At 42.0% G+C, this 21,216-nt stretch carries 15 protein-coding genes and 1 pseudogene; 11 read left to right on the top strand and 5 right to left on the bottom strand.

Annotation, left to right across the window (positions count from 1 at the left end):
* Positions 1–21: 21 nt before the first annotated feature.
* Positions 22–3,462 (top strand): TonB-dependent receptor, encoded by a 3,441-nt coding sequence (locus tag P3L47_RS20780; RefSeq protein WP_233577105.1) that lies wholly within the window; start codon positions 22–24, stop codon positions 3,460–3,462.
* 17 nt (positions 3,463–3,479) lie between these two features.
* Positions 3,480–5,078 carry a SusD/RagB family nutrient-binding outer membrane lipoprotein gene (locus tag P3L47_RS20785; protein WP_277781994.1) on the top strand — a complete coding sequence of 533 codons (1,599 nt, stop codon included), beginning with the start codon at positions 3,480–3,482 and terminating at the stop codon, positions 5,076–5,078.
* A 72-nt stretch (positions 5,079–5,150) separates the two neighbouring features.
* Here the strand turns inward: P3L47_RS20785 and P3L47_RS20790 are convergent, their stop codons facing one another.
* On the bottom strand, positions 5,151–7,409 hold the full coding sequence (locus tag P3L47_RS20790) for a monovalent cation:proton antiporter family protein (protein ID WP_277781995.1): 2,259 nt from the start codon (positions 7,407–7,409) through the stop codon (positions 5,151–5,153).
* Between the two features lie 136 nt (positions 7,410–7,545).
* Between P3L47_RS20790 and P3L47_RS20795 the strand changes: the two genes are divergently transcribed.
* Positions 7,546–8,409, top strand: coding sequence for an alpha/beta hydrolase (locus P3L47_RS20795; RefSeq protein WP_122361544.1), 864 nt, complete (start codon positions 7,546–7,548; stop codon positions 8,407–8,409).
* Between the two features lie 79 nt (positions 8,410–8,488).
* Here P3L47_RS20795 and P3L47_RS20800 read toward each other — a convergent pair whose 3' ends face one another.
* The 4 genes from P3L47_RS20800 to P3L47_RS20815 all read right to left on the bottom strand — a co-directional run bounded on the left by P3L47_RS20800 (position 8,489) and on the right by P3L47_RS20815 (position 13,004).
* Positions 8,489–9,487, bottom strand: coding sequence for an isoaspartyl peptidase/L-asparaginase family protein (locus tag P3L47_RS20800; protein ID WP_277781996.1), 999 nt, complete (start codon positions 9,485–9,487; stop codon positions 8,489–8,491).
* A 138-nt stretch (positions 9,488–9,625) separates the two neighbouring features.
* Entirely contained in the window at positions 9,626–11,842 is a 2,217-nt protein-coding gene (locus P3L47_RS20805) for a GH92 family glycosyl hydrolase (protein ID WP_277781997.1), read from the bottom strand.
* A gap of 103 nt (positions 11,843–11,945) precedes the next feature.
* Positions 11,946–12,806: a twin-arginine translocase subunit TatC gene (tatC, locus tag P3L47_RS20810; protein ID WP_122361541.1), complete on the bottom strand. Its 861-nt coding sequence runs from the start codon at positions 12,804–12,806 to the stop codon at positions 11,946–11,948.
* Positions 12,807–12,809: 3 nt separating this feature from the next.
* Positions 12,810–13,004, bottom strand: coding sequence for a Sec-independent protein translocase subunit TatA/TatB (locus P3L47_RS20815; protein WP_007652767.1), 195 nt, complete (start codon positions 13,002–13,004; stop codon positions 12,810–12,812).
* 140 nt (positions 13,005–13,144) lie between these two features.
* Between P3L47_RS20815 and fabD the strand changes: the two genes are divergently transcribed.
* The 8 genes and pseudogenes from fabD to P3L47_RS20850 all read left to right on the top strand — a co-directional run bounded on the left by fabD (position 13,145) and on the right by P3L47_RS20850 (position 21,206).
* Entirely contained in the window at positions 13,145–14,026 is an 882-nt protein-coding gene (gene fabD, locus P3L47_RS20820) for an ACP S-malonyltransferase (protein WP_277781998.1), read from the top strand.
* 227 nt (positions 14,027–14,253) lie between these two features.
* Complete coding sequence (locus P3L47_RS20825) at positions 14,254–15,435, top strand: 6-bladed beta-propeller (protein WP_277781999.1); 1,182 nt, start codon at positions 14,254–14,256, stop codon at positions 15,433–15,435.
* A gap of 10 nt (positions 15,436–15,445) precedes the next feature.
* The gene (locus P3L47_RS20830; protein WP_277782000.1) at positions 15,446–16,537 is read left to right on the top strand and encodes a 6-bladed beta-propeller; all 1,092 of its coding nucleotides are present in this window, start codon (positions 15,446–15,448) and stop codon (positions 16,535–16,537) included.
* 298 nt (positions 16,538–16,835) lie between these two features.
* On the top strand, positions 16,836–18,803 hold the full coding sequence (locus P3L47_RS20835) for a hypothetical protein (RefSeq protein ID WP_233577101.1): 1,968 nt from the start codon (positions 16,836–16,838) through the stop codon (positions 18,801–18,803).
* 25 nt (positions 18,804–18,828) lie between these two features.
* A pseudogene (locus P3L47_RS20840) lies at positions 18,829–19,266 on the top strand (alpha-N-arabinofuranosidase); the annotation flags it as partial.
* Positions 19,247–19,402, top strand: coding sequence for an alpha-L-arabinofuranosidase C-terminal domain-containing protein (locus P3L47_RS23790; RefSeq protein ID WP_122361537.1), 156 nt, complete (start codon positions 19,247–19,249; stop codon positions 19,400–19,402). The pseudogene P3L47_RS20840 and the gene P3L47_RS23790, both read left to right, overlap by 20 nt.
* Before the next feature lie 182 nt (positions 19,403–19,584).
* Complete coding sequence (locus P3L47_RS20845; RefSeq protein WP_122361536.1) at positions 19,585–20,496, top strand: glycosyltransferase family protein; 912 nt, start codon at positions 19,585–19,587, stop codon at positions 20,494–20,496.
* Positions 20,497–20,609: 113 nt separating this feature from the next.
* A complete protein-coding gene (locus P3L47_RS20850) occupies positions 20,610–21,206 on the top strand; it encodes an RNA polymerase sigma-70 factor (protein ID WP_122361698.1) in 597 nt (198 codons plus the stop codon).
* Positions 21,207–21,216: the final 10 nt, after the last annotated feature.

Genomic DNA, 21,216 nt, shown 5'->3' on the forward strand with positions numbered 1-21,216 from the left:
GAAAACAAATAAAAAGAATGTATGAAAAGAAAAAGTAAAAACTTTATTGCAGTCAAAAGCCTCTGCATAGGACTTTCCTTATGCTGTATGGCAAGCGGAGCGCAAGCTGCATCTAACAGCGCATTTGAAAAGAAGTTTGATGTTCAGTTCTCTCTTAATCAAGTAACATTGAAGAATGTAGTAGATATGCTACAGGAGCAAACTGATATCGTATTCAGCTACGATCATGCGTTGGAATCAATCAAAGTAAACAACGTATCAGTTAAAGCTAAAAATGAAAGTATTGAATCTATACTAAAACAAGCCCTGAAAAATACGGGCGTTAACTACAAAATAGAAAATCACATCGTTGTACTTTATGCCGCAAACACTTCCAAAAATAATGCAAGAACAAGTATAACACAACAAACCAAAAAAGTAACAGGTATAGTTAAAGATGCAACCGGCGAACCTATCATCGGAGCTAATGTCATCGAGAAAGGAACGACTAACGGTGTCATGACCGGGCTGGACGGAGACTTCACACTGGAAGTACCAGCCAATGCCATACTGGAATTCAGTTATATCGGATACGCTCCAGTCAGTATTCCCGTCAACGGACAGACTATTTTTAATGTTATTCTAAAAGAGGACACACAGACTCTAGATGAAGTTGTCGTAACAGCTTTAGGTATCAAACGTCAGAAAAGAGCACTAGGTTACTCTACCACAACCGTAGGAGGTGATGACTTTACGGTTGCCCGTGATCCAAACCTGGGTAATGCCTTGTCCGGAAAAATTGCCGGTGTTACAGTTGCCGGAAACTCTACAGGTAGCGGTGGTAGTAGCCGTGTTGTTATTCGTGGTAATGCTTCTTTAACAGGTAATAACCAGCCTTTGTATGTGGTGGATGGCGTACCTTTCGACAATTCGAATATGGGTAATGCCGGAACCTGGGGCGGTCTCGACCTCGGTGACGGTCTGTCAAACATCAACCCCGACGATATTGCAGATATTCAGGTTCTAAAAGGAGCTGCAGCGTCCGCATTATATGGTTATCGCGGAGGTAATGGAGCTATTCTGATCACAACAAAATCCGGTCAGAAAGGAAAACCCGTTAGCATCGATTTCAACAACAACCTGACATTCAATACCATCTATGACTACAGAGATTTCCAGAATGTATTCGGTCAAGGTTCGGAAGGACAACGTCCTCTAACTGCCGATGCAGCGAAAGCAACCGAAGTCTTGAGCTGGGGTGAACGTATGGATGGAGGCAAAGCAGTCAACTTTCTTGGAAGAGAATATGCTTATTCTCCGGTCGACAACTGGTCTAACTTCTATCGTACAGGCGTTAATAATGCGACTTCGCTAGCTATCAGCGGTGCCGGTGATAAAATCACCTATCGTTTTGGCGTTTCCAATACGTACGAAAAAGGTATCCTTCCTAATGCCAGCATCAGTCAGCAGGGTATCAACATGAATACCACTTATGATATCCTCAAAAACCTGCATTTGAGTGTAAATGCGAACTATGTATTTGAGAAAAACCAGGGCCGTTCCAACCTATCTGACGGAAATGGCAGTACCAACGCATCTTTGTTATATCGTGCCAACACATTCGATATTCGTTGGATGGAACGTGAAAACGAAGACTGTGACTGGGGTACAACGGCCAGTGGAAAAGAAATGATCGGCGGTACGAATGAATATTTCAATAACCCGTATTGGCTACAATACCGGAAAGTAAACACAACCAATAAGAACCGTCTGACAGGTGGTATCACATTGAAATATGATATCTTTGACTGGTTATATGCTCAGGGAGGCATAACCCGTGACGGTTTTAGCTTTGAATTCAGAAATGTGCAGCCTTATGGTGCAGCAGCTGATGCTGCCGGTTATTTGCAAGAATATGAAAAAAACTATTCTGAAATGAACCTGAACTACCTGATCGGTTTTAATAAAGAATTCGGAGATTGGAATATAGGCGCAACTATCGGAGGTAACCGTCAGCGTAATATAACCAAACAGTGGGGTACTGACGGCAACATCAAGAGCTTCCTGGTTCCAGGATTCGAATCTGCCAACAACATCAGCAATCGTACCTATTTAAAAGACTATACGGAATATCGCGTTAATTCGGTTTATGCAACTGCCGATATCGGATGGAAGAATCAGGTATTCTTAAACCTGACCGGACGTAACGACTGGTTCTCCACATTGAACCCGGATGATAATCACTATTTCTATCCTTCTGTAAGTTTATCCTGGGTGTTCAGTGATACTTTTGAAATGCCGGAATGGTTTACTTTCGGTAAGGTACGTGCTTCTTATGCTTCTGCATCAAACGGAACAAACCCTTATCAGAATTATCTGACCTACAAACTTCAGAACTATAAGATAAACGGTCAATCTGTAGCAACAGTCAATAACAGTACAGTTCCTAACAGTATGTTGAAACCGGTACGTATCTCAGAATGGGAAGCTGGTTTGAACTTATCGTTCCTTAATAATCGCCTGACTTTAGACGCTGCTTATTATGTGAAAAATACGAAAGATGATATTGCTCAGGTAACCACCAGTAATGCATCCGGTTTTTCATCTGCTATCCAAAATATCGGTGAGATCCAAAACAACGGTATAGAAATTATGGTGAATGCCGTACCGGTACAAACCAGTAAATTCCAATGGAGCACAACTTTCAATATCGCTCATAACAATAGCGAAGTTAAATATCTTGGAGAAGGTGTAAGCAGTCTGAGTATTGATGGTGCGAGCGCACGAAGTGGAAATGTGACCGTTAAGAATATCGTAGGAATGCCTTATGGTGAACTAGTGGGTTTCAAATATTTGAGAGACGACAAAGGTAACATTGTATTCAAAGATGGTATTGCACAAGCAACTTCAAAAACAGAAAATTTGGGAAGTGGTGTTTATAACCTGACCGGAGGCTGGCGTAATGAATTCACATATAAAGATTGGACATTGTCTTTCTTGATCGATTTCAAGGCTGGTGCTAAACTATTCTCGGGAACAAATTATGGTTTGTATAACGATGGTTTACATAAAAACACACTGGAAGGTCGTGGGGACAACGGTAAAGGTACTATCATAGGTCAAGGTGTTAAACTTGACGGTAACGGAAATTATGTAACTAATGATGTTGCTGTTTCTGCTCAAACATACTGGCAAGGTATCGTAAGTAACAACATAGCAGAAGAGTTTATTTACAATGCGAGCTTCATCAAGTTACGCGAATTATCCCTTGGTTATACATTCCCGAAATCATTGTTAGGCAGACAAAATATAGTGAAAGGGGCATCCATTTCATTAGTTGGACGTAACCTTTGGACTATTCTGAAACATACCGACAACATCGATCCTGAATCAGCGTATAACAATACAAACGGTCAAGGGTTAGAGTTGAACGGCTATCCGGCAACAAGAAGCATTGGTTTCAATGTGAATGTCAAATTTTAATTTAATGCATTGGTAATATGAAAAAAGCAATATTATATGCTGCGGCGGCATTTTCTTTAATAACAAGCGCAACAAGTTGTAGCGATTTTGGAGACGTAAACAACGATCCTGAACAGATGACCCCGTCTATCCTGGATTTTAAACTGGTATTTACACAAGTCATGTCACAAGCTTGCGGTTCAGACTGGGATGTCTGGCGTAACGGTATGATCTATAGTGCAAGTATGTTACAACATACTACCTCTGTAGACTGGGATTATGGTACATTCTATGCTTATTCGGATGGATATAATGCCGCTTACTGGGATGGATATTACAGCGGCGATAGAGCTGCTATCCGCAATGTCTATCTGGTAATGCAGGAATGGAAAGAAAGGCCTGAATATCAGAATGAATATCAAATGTGCCGTATCATACGTGCATTTATGTTCCATCGCATGACTGACTTGTATGGTGATGTTCCTTATTTCGATGCCTCCAAAGGAATAGAAGGTGTCGGATATCCTAAATACGATACACAGCAGGCGATTTACAATGATTTATTTAAAGAGTTAGACGAAGCCCAGGCAGCCTTAAGTACATCCGCAGCCACAACAGTAAAAAATGAAGATCTAGTTTATGGTGGAGATGTTACTAAATGGAAAAAATTTGCCAACTCTTTGATGTTACGTCTGGCCATGCGCTTAACAAAGGTAGACCCGGGGACAGCCGAAACATGGGTAAAAAAAGCTATTGCCAACGGCTTGTTTGAGAGTGCAGCTGATAATGCAATGGTAAAACATTCAGACGGCCTGGTTACTGACGATTCAGCCGAACCTTATGGAAAAGTGCTGAGTCATGAAGATCCACAAGCATTTTATCTGAGCGAATTCTTTATCAACATGTTGAAAAACTCTAATGACCCTCGTTTGCCGTTAATCGCAACAGTTTGTACTACTCCGTCTGAAAAATGGCAGGGTGATTTTGATTTCGGAGATAATGACCCGTCCAAACAGGTCGGTTTGCCGATTGGCTATGATGTAAAAGGAGAAAAATGGGATTTGTCTAATGCTCCTGGCTATCCGGGCACAAACTGGAGATCCTACTATTCTTTACCGAATCGTCAGACCTATGCACGGCCAGATGCTCCGACAATGTTGCTGACTTATACCGAAAATCAGCTATTACTGGCCGAAGCAGCTTACCGAGGCTGGATTTCGGGGAGCGCTAAAGATTATTATGAAGCAGGTGTAAGATCTGCCATGCAACAGTTCTCTTTCTACTCCGCTGCTGAAAGTTCTTACAATCGATATCTGAATGCCGAGGCTATCGATAAATATTTGGCTGATAATCCTTTTGATCAGTCCAAAGCTCTTGAGCAAATCAACACACAATATTATATCACGACTTTTTGTGATGAATATGAAACATTTGCTAATTGGCGTCGTTCGGGTTACCCGGTATTAACCCCAGTAAATAAAGGCTACTCAACCTGTGTAACGAACGGAACCATTCCGCGTCGTTTCCAGTACCCTGTAACAGAAAGCCAAAACAACGAGGCTAACTATCAGGAGGCTATCAGCCGTATGAATGGTGGAGACAAAATGACTTCACGCGTATGGTGGGATAAAGAATAAATAAAGTTCTTACAAATATTGAGGGGCAACCTGCTTTACGCTGGCTGCCCCTTTTCTTTCTTTTGGTATTCGTTATTCTCCTTTTATCATTTCCTCTATCTTACTCTTGTCGCCCACAACCCATACCAGATCATCCATTTCGAAAATCGTATCGTTATCCGGTGTTATCAGTGAGTCACCGTTACGTTCAAGACCTACGATCAGGCAATTATATCGACGTCCCACATTCGACTGTGTAATGCTTTGTCCGAGGAAAGGGAAACTCTCATCAACAATAAAGGAATTGACGGTAATCTCTTCCGGTTGATTGCCGCAACTATGCCCATTCTCCTGATCTTCCAGCTTCGCCTGAAACGCTTTCAGCTGTTCATCCGTTCCAACCACAACAACCTTATCTTGCGGATAGATATGATCTGTACCTCCGGGAATATAAATTTTATAATCACCCCGAATGATCTCGACAATACTCACTCCAAAGTCTTTTCTGAGAGGTAATTCCGCCAACGATTTTCCGGCATAGGGAGAACAAGGTGAAACCGGTACCACTGCCAAATGAATATCCTTATCACTCAACTGCTTATTAAAGCTGGTCTTCAAAGGGTTCCGTTTCCGGTCCACCTCTTCCCGACGATTCAGATTAGTCAGGAAATGGGCTTCCAGTTTTGCATATTGATTCAAATCGCGGCGGAACAGAATAATCAAGATCAGGACTCCCACCGCAATGATCGCACCGATACCATACTGCACATGATAATATTTGATCAATACAATCGAAACAAATAGAATAGCGACAAACACTCTAAACAGAACAAGCGCCACCAACTTCCCGTGGTTATATTTGTTATCTTTCCACAAACTCATAAACAACTCCGGAGAGTTGTTTTTATTGGCTACTAACCCGGAGAGAAAAGGAGTCATCAGGAGAAGCGTCAATACACTCATAATAATACTCCCCCACATCTCCATAGCCGGAAACTTTTCTACCAGCAACGGATGAATAACCTGGGTAGACAACAACAGAATAGCTGTCAATAAAACAGAATGGATCAATATCTTTCCGACATACAGCTTCAGTAGCTTCCGCCAATCGCTCTCATGATTGATCGTCTTCGATCCGGAAGAATACCGGTCCAGAAAATCACGTGCCTTATCCGGTAATACCCTATACAACCATTCTGCAAACGGTCCCGACAGGCGGATAAAATAAGGAGTAGTAAAAGTTGTTATCACCGATACTGCAACAATGATGGGATATACAAAATCGTCGAGAACCTTCAGCGAGACACCCAAAGCTGCAATAATAAAAGCAAACTCGCCAATCTGTGCCAAACTAAACCCCGATTGTATGGATGTTTTCAACGGTTGACCGGACAATAAAACTCCAAATGAAGAAAAGAAAGCCTTTCCGACAATAGTAACCAGCGTTATCAGAATAACCGGCCAAGCATACTGCACCAGGATAGCCGGATCGACCAGCATGCCCACCGATACGAAAAAGATAGCTCCGAACAGGTCTTTGACCGGTTTGATAATATGCTCGATACGTTCCGCTTCAATTGTTTCTGCCAGGATAGATCCCATAATGAACGCACCAAGAGCTGCGGAGAAACCGGTTTTTGTTGCTACCACCACCATTCCCAAACACAAGCCCAATGCAATTACCAGCAATGTCTCATCATTCATCAGTTTTCTCACCTTTTTCAACAAAGCCGGAATAACGAAGATTCCTACCAAAAACCAAAGGATCAGGAAGAAAGCGACCTTCAGGATACTGCCAACCATCTCCTCTCCGGCAAACTCCTGGCTCACAGCCATAGTCGACAGCAGCACCATCATGATAATAGCTACCAAATCCTCCACCACCAACGTTCCGAATACAATCCCCGTAAATCGTTGATTTCGCAATCCCAGGTCATCGAAAGCCTTTATAATAATAGTCGTAGACGACATCGACAACATTCCGCCCAGAAATATAGAGTTCATAGTAGACCATCCCAATAAATGTCCGACCAGATACCCCACGATCAGCATCGTTATTACCTCTGTCATCGCTGTAATAAATGCCGTCGAACCCACATTCATCAGTTTTTTAAAACTAAACTCAAGCCCCAGGGCAAACAGTAAAAAAACAACTCCCATCTCCGCCCAAAGATTGATATTCTCCACATCGACAACAGTAGGAAAGATATGAACGTATGGCCCGGCCAACAATCCGGCAACGATGTATCCTAATACGAGCGGTTGTTTCAGCCATTTAAATAATAAAGTTATTACACCTGCGGATATGAGTATTAAAGCGAGATCTGAAATTAAATCTGGTAAATGCGACATATATACAATTTGGATTAATCAGTTAGCTAACAAAAATAATATTTTTTCAGATTTTATCCGGTATAGACAATGCTTTTTCCTAACTTTGCTAGAAATAAACAAAAACATCTATCTATTTACTTAAATCTGTTTGCATATGAAAAACAAGATTATCCTCTTCCTTGTTTTATGTTTCTGCATTAATTTTGCAGGAATAGCTCAAAGTACGGTTCATGAATCTGTGAAGTTCCAGAGTAAAAAGTTGGGAAAAGAAGTCTCCTACTCCATTTACCTGCCTGATGGTTATGCCACTTCAGACCGCCATTATCCGGTACTTTACCTGTTACACGGCTATACCGATGATGAGACTATGTGGATACAAACCGGTCAAATGCAGGAAATAACCGATCGCGCCATCAAAAGCGATCAGGCTGTGCCTATGATCGTTGTCATGCCGAACGCCTGGGATACCTGGTATATCAATCAATATGACGGGAAAGCTCCTTATGAGGATATGTTTTTTGAAGAGTTAATCCCTTATATCGAAAAGACTTACCGTGCCCGAAGCAACAAAGAATTCCGTGCTATTGCCGGTCTTTCCATGGGCGGATACGGTTCATTCCTCTATTCTTTACATCATCCGGATATGTTCAGTGCCTGCGCACCACTTAGTGCAGCCATTTTCGATGACAGCGTTATGGAGCAACGCCAGGCCAAGTCACACAAAGACCTGTTCAACCGCCTGTTTGGTCCGGGACTCGACTACTGGCATAAAAACAGCGTATTGAAAATGCTTTCTGATCTGGATAAGGAGAATCTTCCGCGTATCCGTTATTATATCGACTGTGGTGACCAGGACGGTTTACTGGAAGGGAATTTCCAGGCTCACCAGATTATGCGCGAGAAAGGTATGAAACATGAATTTCGTGTTCGTGGCGGTGGCCATACATGGTTGTACTGGCGTACAGCTTTGCCGGAAGTACTGGAATTCGTAAGCGGAGCCTTCCGCAGAAATAACTAATATAATAAAAACTGCGTTCCCAACCGTATCACAACGGAAAAGAACGCAGTTTTTAAATATAAAGATAAACCAAAACAGTCTAACGATCCGGAGTGATCATATTCTCACCAATGCCGATCCTTTTCTCTATCGCCGATTTTCCTTTTTCCTTATACAAATAGCCTCGGAACATTCCGGTCGTATTGAACGGCATAGCGATATTCCCGTTTTTATCGACAGCTATAAGACCACCCTCACCAGCATTCACATTCAATTCCGTATGGATGATATAGTCTGCCGCCTGTTCAACAGGTTCCTTCAGGTATTTATAGCGTGCACAAAGATTGAAAGCCACGGCATGACGGATAAAATACTCGCCATGTCCGGTACAGGAAACAGCACAACTGTTATTATCAGCATAAGTGCCGGCTCCGATGACAGGTGAATCACCGATACGCCCCCATTTCTTTTTGAACGTTCCTCCGGTACTGGTCCCGGCAGTCAGATTCCCTTGTTTATCGAGAACAACACAACCGACAGTACCATTCTTACGACTTTCCTTCTTCAACTTTTCGATCCATTCCATGGTCTTCGGAGTTGCAAAATACATATTATCTACCAGTTCTAACCCCTGGCTGGCAGCAAAAGCATCTGCTCCGGTTCCGGACAACATGACATGCGGAGTCTGTGTTTTAACAGCATATGCAGCATTGATAGGATTTTTAACAGTCTTTACTCCGGCAACGGCTCCGGCAGAAAGATCCTTACCTTCCATTATGGAAGCATCGAGTTCAAATGTACCTTCAGCCGTACAGGTCGCTCCTTTACCGGCATTGAATAACGGATTGTTTTCAAAATAATTGATTACCGCCATAACAGCCTGCGGACCTTCCCCTCCGGCAGAAAGAATTCGGTCGCCAATAGTCAGAGCCGAATCGAGCGCCGCATAATACTGAGCGGAACGTCCCGGATCGTTTTCCAGCTTGCCAACGTTTCCGGCACCACCGTGCACTACAATCACATATTCACGTTCTTCAGCCTGTAAGCTAGTGGCTGCACTAAATAGCAAAATAATCAAATAAGATAAATTCTTAAACATATCGTACAATAGATTAAATGATAGTTTCCGACAAAAATACAAATAAGCTGTAATCCGCACAATCGAATCATCATTTCCATAAAACAATAGCCCCCGAATCGCAGGACTCAGGGGCTATTGTTTTTCTATAAAAGATATTTATTTCTTATACCAAACCGGTCCCGGCTGGCTGCCCATTTCAAATTCAAGCGTTGCACCACTCATGATCTGTTCGTGGGTGATATAACTCTTATCATAAGGTTTGCCGTTCAACTTAACCGATTGGATATAAATATTTTCTGCATCCACACCCGGAGCCAGGATTGTAAACACTTTACCATCTGCCAAATTCATTTTCACTTCCGGGAATAAAGGTGTACCGATCTCATACCGGCCGCTCACCGGATCGACTGGATAGAAGCCCATTGCGCTGAATACAAACCAGGCAGACATCTGTCCGCAATCTTCGTTACCACAGATACCATCCGGGGCATTCAGATACAGGTCGTGCAATACCTGAGCTACATATTTCTGAGTCTTCCAGGGCTGGTCTACCTTGTTATAGAGATAGATTACATGATGGCTCGGCTCATTACCATGTGCATACTGCCCGATCATACCCGTACTGAAGATTGGCAAATCTTCTTTTGCATCCGGTGCATAAGTGAACATGCTATCCAGCTTTTCTGTAAAACGTTCCTTGCTCCCCAGCAGGCCGATCAGACCATCCAAATCCTGCGGCACATACCAAAAATACTGCCAGGCATTACTCTCACAAATATCTTCCGTATATTCCTTGGCATCGAACGGAGTGACAAAGTTTCCTTTTTCATCACGAGGCTGCATAAAGGTCGTTTCCTTATTATAGACATTCCGGTAATTCTGCGCACGTTTGTAAAACTCATCGGCAATATCCTTCTTGCCCATCTTTTCTGCCATACGGGCGATACAATAATCGTCATAAGCATATTCAAGCGTTTTGGACAACGACCAGTTTTCCCATTTCTCCGGATCACTGAATGCCGGAACATAACCTAATTTCTTATACAATCCGATACCGCGGTAATCGTCCCGGTTCGCCGTTGCTATACAAGCCTGCAATGCCTTTTCCGGATTAAAATTACCGATTCCTTTCAGATAAGCATCCACGATAACAGGTACCGCATGGTAACCGATCATCATATTTGTTTCATGTCCATACAAATTCCACAAGGGAAGCGCACCGTTCTGATCAAAGAAATTCAGGAAACCCTGAACCATATCATTTACCCGTTCCGGGTCCGTATACGTATAAAGCGGATGAGCAGCACGGAAAGTATCCCATAAAGAGAATGTAGAGTAATTGTCGCCGCCATTCGTCTTATGAATCTGGTTATCCGGTCCATAATAAGAGCCGTCCACATCACTGAAAATGGTCGGAGCAATCATAGTATGGTACATAGCCGTATAAAATTTAACCAAATCGTCCGTATTATTCCCATTGACTTCGATCTTCGACAGTTCCTTGTTCCAACGGGCAACCGCCTCTTTATGATACTTATCGAAATCATTCAGAGGAGCTTCTGCCTGCAGATTCTTAGCAGCACCTTCCATACTGACACCGGAAATGGCCGTATTCACCAGAATCTCTTCATCTTTCTCCGTATTAAAATCAAAACGTGCTATATACGCTGTGCCGATACGTCCCTTATCTTTGGTTATAATAGCCGTCGTATCCATATGATACCCTGCAAAAGGTTTAGAGAAACGGGTCTGGAAATAGACATGCTGGTCAGGCGACCAGCCCTGTGAAAAACGATATCCGCGGATCGTCACCGAGTCGACTACTTCTATATAAGAATCGAGTGTGAAATCCCAGTTCATCGCTTTTTTCAGATTCAGGAAAACGGAGGCTTCCGCCTTCGGAAAAGTATAACGCTGGATACCACATCGTTCGGTAGCTGTCAGCTCTACATTAATATTATAGTCTTTCAACAATACCCGGTAATACCCAGCAGAAGCAGCCTCATCATTATGAGAAAAAGTAGAATAAATGCCTAACGGCGCTTCAGCTTCTTTATACGGACGTGTCACCGGCATAAAAGAGATATCATACAAATCACCAGCTCCTGTACCGGAAAGATGCGTGTGACTAAAACCGGCTATGGTCGTATCCGGATAAAAATAACCGGAGATACGGTCCCATCCGGGTAATCCGTTATCAGGACTTAACTGCACCATACCGAAAGGAGCCTGTGCTCCCGGATAAGTATTTCCGGTAAAATCCGTACCGATCATAGGATTTACATACTGCGCATAATCAATCTCCTGTTGTTTCTCTGACGTGCAGGCCATTAAAGCCAGCAAGGAGACCGCCAATAAAGAAAAGTGCCTCATTGTTTATAAATTGTTTAAGTCCTGACAAATATACAAAAAAAGAGACGTAACATTTAAACATGTACGTCTCTTTCTATAACTAATTTCTAATGTCTATGGTTTATTAACCTTCGTTTTCTTCTTCGTCTTCTTCATCCGGCTGCTCTACCGGGGCTTTTCTTACAAAGAATGCACTTAATTCATACAATCCGTATAATGGGAAGAATACGACACTCAGTGTAAACGGATCGCTACTCGGAGTAATGAATGCTGCAGCAACCAGCAATCCGACAATAGCATGTCGTCTGTACTTATGGAAAAATCCTCTGTGCAACAATCCCAGCTTCGACAGCAACCACGAAACCAACGGCATTTCAAAAACAATTCCCATCACGAAGATCAGCATAAGGAAGTTATCCATATACGAATCCAAAGAGACCTGTTCTGTAATATTAGCACTCAATTGGTACGTTGCCAGGAAACGGAGTGTCATCGGGAATACCATAAAATAACCTACGGCACATCCCAAGAAAAACATGATCGTTCCGAAAAAGAATACCCATCTGATATTTTTCTTCTCGTTTTCATATAAAGCCGGACTGATGAATCTCCACACCTCATACATCAGATAAGGGAAAGTCAATACAAGGGCCAGCCAAAATGAGGTGGTCATGTGAGTGAAGAACTGAGATGCCAGTTTGATATTCACGATATCTACGTGAAAAGTATCATTACAGAAATCAGGCAGTACATCAAACCAAGGACTTATATCGATAAGCCACTTGTTCAATTCACACAACCAACGGTAAAGAATAAAATCAGCATAGCATGGAGCCATGATAACGTGATCGAAAAGATCACGCATAAAGGCAAAACTACCGATAGCAAAAACAAAGAGCGCTAGAATAGAACGGAATAAAGTCCAACGAAGTTCCTCCAGGTGGTCCCAGAATGACATTTCATCTTGTTCCAATTCTTCTTCCATTTCCTATTTCTTATCGTTGTCGTCCAGCTTAATGTCGTCTTCCAAACCTTTTACACCGTCTTTAAAGTTCTTTACTCCTTTACCAATACCTTTCATCAGTTCAGGAATTTTCTTACCACCGAAAAGTAACAACACAACAATGGCGATAATAACAATTTCGCCTGTACCTAAATTTCCTAAAAATAGTAATTCGTTCATGATATTATAATAATTAGTCGTTAATATTCGCCTTTTATATGCGGCAAAGATACTATTTGTAACGAATAGTCACTCCATTATTCTAAATTTATTACCTTTGCACCGTCTTAAAAAACTGAAATTAGAAAAAGATTAGAAAGATGAAAGCTTATGTATTTCCCGGTCAGGGTGCACAGTTTGTCGGAATGGGAAAAGACCTTTACGATAACAATCCCCTTGCAAAAGAGATGTTTGAGAAAGCAAACGAAATTCTCGGTTTCCGCATCACAGACCTTATGTTCGCAGGGACAGACGAAGATCTGAGACAAACAAAGGTTACGCAACCTGCCATATTCTTACACTCGGTTATCCTCGCCAAAACATTAGGCGACCAGTTTAAACCGGATATGACGGCCGGTCACTCCCTAGGTGAGTTCTCTGCCCTTGTTGCAGCCGGAGCATTGTCGTTTGAAGATGGTCTGGTATTAGTTTCCAAACGTGCCATGGCTATGCAGAAAGCTTGCGAAGCCACTCCTTCTACCATGGCAGCTGTTTTGGCTTTGCCGGATGCTACTGTTGAAGAAATCTGTGCAAGTATTAATGATGAAGTGGTTGTTTGTGCAAACTACAACTGCCCGGGCCAGCTGGTTATCTCCGGTTCAATCCCCGGAATCGATGCTGCTTGCGAAAAGATGCTGGCTGCAGGAGCAAAACGTGCTTTGAAGCTGAAAGTAGGCGGTGCATTCCACTCTCCGCTGATGGAACCGGCACGTACCGAACTGGCTGCTGCTATTGAAGCGACTCCGATCCATACACCGACTTGCCCTGTTTATCAGAATGTAAGCACAAAAGGTGAAACTGATCCTGAAACGATTAAGGCTAACCTGATCGCACAGCTGACTGCTCCTGTCCGTTGGACTCAGAGCGTTCAGAACATGATCGCTGACGGTGCTGACCATTTTATCGAATTAGGTCCGGGTGCAGTTCTCCAGGGATTGGTTAAGAAGATCAATAAGGAAATGACGACTGAAGGCATGCAATAAAGTCACTCCACTATAAAGAAAATGGGGGAAAAGGATGGTAAGACATTCTTCTTCCCCATTTTTATTTTTATCCTCTCCTATTATTTCCGATATTCCTCCTTTTCTCAAAACCGAAACACGCCAAAACATACTAACAAATCGTAATGCACTAAAAAACATACAAAATACGATTATATCGTAATAAATAATTCATATATTTGGAGACTTAAACTTAAATAACAAGCTATATGAAGGCAACATATTACAATGTCCCGACCCAACGCCCCCTTTCCGGCATTCACGCCATGAAAACAAAAGTGTTCTTTATCCTCTTCGCTTTTGTCTTGTTTGCTTACGATGGGAAATGCGCAGACACCTATCCTTCAGACAAAAACATCATTCAAATGGATATGAACAAATATCAAACCATCAGCTTCGACAGCCTGGTAACCGATATTTCATGTACCCGATTAGAGAAAAACATGTTTGACGGATGCATAAACATGATACAGTATAAAGACTATTTCTATCTCATGGGTTATTCCATAGCCGGAAGAAATCTGGTCATTTACAACACTGCAGGAAAATTTATCAAAGAAATCACCTTCTCGGACGCATTAATAGTCAATTCCATGTGCATTGTACCGGAATTAGAAGAACTATGGGTTGTCAGTCGTTTCAAAATAATCAACAAATTCAAACTGGACGGTACCCCCCTAACGAAAGTGTCCTTGCCTTTCCCCTGTACCCATATCATTCCGACAAAAGATAGAGAGTTTCTTGTCTATTCGGGAGGAGCCAACCATGAACGCGGCAGCATCGAAGGTCATTTTATGGCACTGACAGACTTTAAAGCCATACACAACCTCTTCATTCCCATGTGGGGAGAACAAAAAAGGCCTTATGCATCTTATAATATCTACACAACAGATAGGAACAAAAACATCTTTATCTTCCCGGCAAGGATAGACACTATTTATTCCTACAATTATCAGAAAAAGGAACTGTTCCCGCTCTATGCACTCGACTTTCACGGCGACTTTCTAACACTGGACAAATATTCGGAAAATGATCAGAAAATGCATCAGATCATCACTCAACGCCAATATATCTACAGTCATTACAGCTTCTACGAAGCCTCCGACAAACTATTCTTTAAACTCAAAGGTAAACAGGAAAACTTTTGCATGATTGACCGGAAAACCAATGCCCTTTACCGGTTCGACCGATTGTTTGACAATTTCCAATCTATACATATAAATCCTTTTATCGGATCTGAGGGAGGAAAACTCTATGTACTGGCACGTGAAAGCGAACTGATGGAACATTATGCAAACATAAGATGCTCCTACCCTGCCATAAAGAAAATAACATCGTCTTTCTCAGCAGACAGGAACGACTGGATTTTACTGACTATCAATATTAAATAATCGTCTTATTATGAAACATATATTAGCTTTATTCATCGTCCTGTTGTGTCTCCTCACCCTGTTCTCATGCGACACAACAAAGCAGCAACCCCTGTTGGAAGATCTTTCTCTTCCGCAAGAAGATCACCTAGAATGGTCAGAACTCTTCTCCAGCAATTACACCGCCACCCCATTGGAGACCGATTCAACCTGCATGATCGGAGTCATCGACAAAATAAAGAAGTTTAATAACGAATATTACATAGCCTCATCCGGCTCCTCCATCCACCGCTTCAACAACGAGGGAAAACACGTCATGTCTTTGAACAAGAAAGGACAAGGCCCCGAAGAATACATCCATGTGGAAGACTTTGACATATACAGCATCAACGGCCAAACAGAAATATGGATCTCCGACTACGAGAACCTGAAAATATACGATGCCAACAACGGCTCCTTCCTCCGGAAAATCAGTTTTCCTTTCACCATATACAAGTTCAAACGAATGGAAAACGGACATCTTCTATTGGTCACCGGACAAAATGACCATTTCTTAACACTGACGGACGAACAAGGAAACATTCTTTCCGAATACTTGGAAAAAGAGGTCCCCTTCCTCCTATTCAGAGCCGTCCAATTCGTCAAATACAAGAATGAATATTTGTTCCAACTGGGAATGTCCAACTCCTACGTCTCCTTCAATCCGGAAACGGAGACTTTCAGCAGAGGCGTATATACCCCTCAAAACGATTACCTGACCGACCAACAATTAATTGAATTATACAGTACATTCGGAATTGATTTTATCCGCGAAGCAAACAACGGCACGCATCTGTCAAACATAATACCTCTTGGAAATACGCTTTGGCTACAAATCCGTCACGCCGATAAGAACTACTTATCCAAGCTAGATAACGGAAAAATGACTTCCACCGAATTTACCTACGGCTCATTCCTGTCAACCATCAGCGTAGGCGACAGCGAAAACAGTCTGCTGCTCTATCTGCAACCGGACCAATTACAGGAAATCCCCCAAAAACTAACTGACAAGCAAGGTCAAGAAATCCAGTGCCAAATAGATGATAATCCGGTTATTGTCGAGTTTTTCAATAATTACGTATGAGAATGGGAAACAGATTTGGTGGTAAAAATGGTAGTATAACCGACAAAACAGAATGTGCTACAGATGCCATTCGACTATCGAAAACCGAATAGAGTAGATAAAGATAGAAATAACCTGAATAAACAATTAAACATATACGAATATGAAAAAGTAATTATTTTAATAAATATTTTTATCATGTAATGTAAAAAGAAGAGTATCTCCTTGTTTCTTTTCTCCAAAACAAAAGGTTATTTTAAACACTTTATCCGGATATTTTATTTACATTTGTATACACTTATTCATCAGTTATTTGGTTATGAAAACATTAAGGGAGTTACACGCATTCTATTTCATTTTATGCTTTGTCCTTTGCTCCTGTCATACCCAGGATAAATATCACTGGAAGGATCAGGATAACAGAATGATTCTCATGTCCGGAAAAACCATTGTAGGAGAACTGAATCCATCTGTCACCAAAGGAATGAACCGTACGGATCAGATTGAAAAACTCGATTCCTGTACTTTTAAGATTACCAGCCAGTTTACTGCACTGGAAAATATCGAACAAGCCAGGATTTACCTGGATTTTGTACATCAATCGACCTCAGACTACTGGATGATTCCTTCTGTGTCTTACAACGGAAATAATTGGGGACGAGGAAAAGAGCCAAAAGGAGCACAACAAAACGGGAAATGGCGAACTTATTCTTATCGCAGTACTCCTATACCCGGGGCAACTTATTCGGAAGGAACAAAATTCGCCGTTGCCATGTGGAGCGATGTTCCCCAAAATGAAAAAGAAAGTTTCTCCTGCTCTCTCATTCCGGAGAAGCAAACCACTACCCATCGGCTGATATGGCCGGAAGAAGAAATGCCTGTTATGTACGCAGCCAGAGACCGTTACAAACCAGGATATCAGAAACAGGAAAAACTTTCTGAAGGAGAAACAGTCACACTGACTGCTTACCTTACTATCAGCGAGCAGGAACCTCACCATCACGCGATGCGCCACTTTTTGCGCGAAGCATGGGACCGGGCAGACAAACAGGATACAGATATTTACCCCCCTGAAAAAATATGGAACTTAGGTCTTCGGTATGCCAAAGAATACCTATGGGTAGAAGACGGTGCTTTCAGAGGTTTCACAATCGGTTTCTCACCGGAGAAAAACGGAAAATGGAGTAAACGCAAAGGGTATGAAATCGGATGGTGCGGACAGAATGCTTCTTTTGCCAATTCCCTCCTTTTCGATTACATCAAATACAAGAATAAAGAATCTTTAGAAAAAGGACTGGCCACTCTCGACGCATGGGCTAAACTCTGCCAATTGCCCAACGGCTTGTTCATCACGAATTATGATCGTGTCTCCAACCAGAAAAACCTGAACGATAACATTGTTTTGGATGCTTGTAACCTGGGAACGGCTGCTCTCAATTATTTTGAAGCAGCAGAACTGGTGAAAGCATGCGGATTATACAGACCAGAATATGAACGCCTGGCTTTCGGCATTTGTAACTTTGTCAAAAGTGATCAGCAGGCCAACGGCGTATATGCCCGTGGATGGTATCCGAATGGACAATGTTTCTATCGGGAAGGAACGATCGGCTGTTTTCTGGTTCCTCCGATGCTGGAGGCTTTCAGCAGATCTAAAGACAGTACTTATTTTGTTTCTGCTGCCAGGGCCTATGATCATTATGTCAGCGAACTGAAAACAAAAGGATATTCTACAGCGGGTGCTCTGGATACCTGGTGTATCGATAAAGAGTCATCCATCTCCCTTCTGCGTTCGGCTTTGAAATTATTTAAACTGACAAATGACAGGCAATATCTGGACGATGCCGTTGCCGTATCTTATTATTTATCTACCTGGTTATGGCATTACAATGGTATTTATCCTGAAAATGATAATTTTACCCAATACAATTATAAGACATTCGGCGCCACTTCGGTTTCCGTTCAGCATCATCATCTGGATCCATACGCCTTATTCTGGATTCCGGAATGGTTTGAACTGGCAAAACTTACCGGTGATAACCAATGGAAAGAAAAAGCTGTTGCCATATGGAATAACGGATGTCAATTAATTTCCGACGGGACGCTGGTAATTAACGGACGTGTCCGCCCTGCCGGTTCACAAAATGAAGCCTATCTGCAAAGTCTCTGGAATTGGGATGCCGCTCCCCGTTTTGACCGGATCAACTCATGGCTGGTCGCCTGGCCCGGAGCTTTCAGACTGGAAACATTAAGGAAGTTGGATGCTATCGATCTGCCACAAATAGAGTAGAATATTTGTAGAAGGAACATAACAGATCAGTAAACATATTTACGGGCAGTTTGCCGAACATCTGGGAACCTGTATATATGGTGGACTTTGGGTCGGTCCGGATTCTGACATTCCGAACACACAAGGATACCGTAATGATGTTCTCAGTGCGTTGAAGAATTTGCAAATCCCCAATCTACGCTGGCCAGGCGGTTGCTTTGCCGACGAATACCACTGTATCGGTCCGAAAGAGAACCGTCCCAAAATGGTAAACAACAACTGGGGTGGAGCGATCGAAGACAATAGCTTCGGAACCCACGAGTTCCTCAACCTTTGCGAATTGTTGGGATGTGAACCCTATATCAGTGCCAATGTAGGTAGCGGTACAGTGGAAGAAATGGCGAAATGGGTTGAATATATGACTTCGGAAGGTGACAGTCCGATGGCCCGTTTACGTTGCCAGAATGGTCGTGACAAGGCATGGAACCATCAATGACCACAATACTTTTGAGAAACCCGAACTGGTAAAGCCGACAGTATTTAATGGGGCAAAAGTTGAGAAAGGTCAATTAAAAATCACTCTCCCGGCTCAATCGATTGTCGTACTTGAAGTAAAATAAGCGTTAAATGTATAACCAGGGATATTTTATCGTTACCGATAATCTCAAAGCCGGAGACTATTGCCTGGCAGTTCGGGTTTTAAAGAGAAATTAATCACAAATCACAATTGTGTATTATTAATTGTTTCCTACCTTTGTCGGCAGTAATGAAAAATACACTATCTAATTAAAATAAAAGAATTATGAAACCTACATTATTTCTATTGGCAGCCGGTATGGGCAGCCGCTACGGAGGTTTGAAGCAGTTGGACGGACTGGGTCCTAACGGAGAAACAATCATGGATTATTCCATCTACGATGCTATTCAAGCCGGTTTCGGAAAGCTTGTCTTTGTTATCCGTAAAGATTTTGAACAAGATTTTCGTGATAAGATCATTTCTAAATATGAAGGTCATATACCTTGTGAATTAGTATTCCAGGCTATCGACAACCTGCCCGAAGGATTCACTTGCCCGGCTGAACGTACTAAACCATGGGGAACAAACCATGCCGTTATGATGGGTGCCGACGTTATCAAAGAACCGTTCGCCGTAATCAACTGCGACGATTTCTACGGTCGCGACTCTTTCCAGGTAATGGGTAAATTCCTGTCTGAACTGCCTGAAGGTTCTAAAAACACATATGCAATGGTAGGTTTCCGCGTAGGAAATACATTGAGCGAAAGTGGAACTGTTTCCCGTGGTATTTGCAGCACAGACGACAACCAGCTGCTGACATCTGTTGTTGAACGTACTAAGATCCAGCGTTTGGACGGCGAAGTAAAATACATCGACGACGATGGCGAATGGGTAGCAACCCCCGATACGACTCCGGTAAGTATGAACTTCTGGGGCTTCACTCCCGATTATTTTGCTTACAGCAAGGAGTTCTTCAAAGTGTTCCTGAGTGATCCGAAGAACATGGAAAACTTGAAAAGCGAATTCTTCATCCCGCTGATGGTAGACAAACTGATTAGTGACGATACAGCTACTGTAAAAGTATTGGATACAAACAGTAAATGGTTCGGTGTCACTTATCCGGAAGACCGCCAGGAAGTGGTTGATAAGATCCAGGCATTAGTGAATGCTGGTGAATATCCTGATAAATTGTTTTAATAGGCAAAACATATCATAAAATCCCGGTAGACTCATTAAAATCGGTAATCTACCGGGATTTTTTATCTTGATGAAAAAAGTCATAATAATTGTCATACATTTATGGAATGCTGATGAGATTAAAAGAAAAAACAGATGTAGACCTTGTAACACGACTCACACAAAATGACGAAGCTGCATTTAGTGAGTTATATATACGTTACAAAGACAAATTATTCTATTTCTGTTCCTATCTGCTTAAATCAAATGAAGAAGCCAACGACATTGTACAAGATATTTTTATCCGTATCTGGGAATCACGTTCTTTCATAAACCCTCAACTATCTTTTTCTTCTTTCCTTTACACCATGGCACGAAATCGCATCATGAATTATTTTCGTGATATGGACATTGATATAAAAGTGAAAGAAATACTGACTACACAAAAAATTACTGTTGAAGAAACCACTGAATCACAACTTATTTACACCGAATATCAGGAGATCCTTCAGGCTGCAATAGACCTCTTACCTGCACAAAGAAAAAAAATATTCAATATGAGCCGTGTCGAGAACATGTCGCATAAGGAAATCGCTATGAAATTAGGTATTTCAGTCAATACAGTACAGGAACATATCTCTGAAGCTTTAAAGTTTATCAAGTTATATTTCAATAAACATGCTGACCTTACGATGACTCTGTTATTTCCTTTATTCACTTTCCTCAATTAAAAGAATCCCG

This window comes from Parabacteroides chongii (genome assembly GCF_029581355.1).
In the GTDB taxonomy this organism is placed as follows: Bacteria; Bacteroidota; Bacteroidia; order Bacteroidales; family Tannerellaceae; genus Parabacteroides; species Parabacteroides chongii.